This is a genomic window from Psychromarinibacter sediminicola (assembly GCF_029168335.1).
Classification (GTDB): domain Bacteria; phylum Pseudomonadota; class Alphaproteobacteria; order Rhodobacterales; family Rhodobacteraceae; genus Psychromarinibacter; species Psychromarinibacter sediminicola.
In genome coordinates this window covers 1-471 of sequence record NZ_JARGYC010000236.1, presented here as the reverse complement: position 1 = coordinate 471, position 471 = coordinate 1, and the positions used below count along the sequence as shown (strand labels likewise).

Here is a 471-nt window from a genome sequence, read left to right as displayed (position 1 = left end):
CGTATCGCTCCTTCGGGAGGTTCTGGCAGGCTTCAGCACCCGCCACGATACGCCGCCTTCTCAGGCGCCATCACCCAATTTCAGCCATAGCTGGCTCAGCTGTGCAGCGGCAGCCATAGTCTTCGCCGGGGTGGCCCGTCTCGGGCGGGTCATCCCATGCGAAGACCTGACCGTTGTTGGCAGCATGGCTTGGGCGGACTTTGTCATCTCCGCGCGTGCGCCAAATGTAATGCGTGGTTGGCCGCTCCTGCTTGATCGACCACTCGATAGGCGTCCCTTTGCGCAGGTAGGCTTGGAACGCTTTGCGATAAAGATGTGGGTCGATGTGCATGCGGAAGCCCCTGGACAGAGTTTTCCCCAACTTCACACAAAAGGGTTAGAGCATTTCGGGGCAACCCTGAGTCGCGGGGGATTCCCTTGTGGGACTGTTTGTGATTCATCCTGTTCAGGAGGATGTTTCATGTCAGCACC

Annotated in this window: 1 protein-coding gene; it reads right to left on the bottom strand. The window is 58.6% G+C overall.

The window, feature by feature from the left end; genetic code table 11:
• Positions 1-70: 70 nt before the first annotated feature.
• Complete coding sequence (locus P1J78_RS25155) at positions 71-331, bottom strand: phage minor head protein (protein WP_275570105.1); 261 nt, start codon at positions 329-331, stop codon at positions 71-73.
• Positions 332-471: the final 140 nt, after the last annotated feature.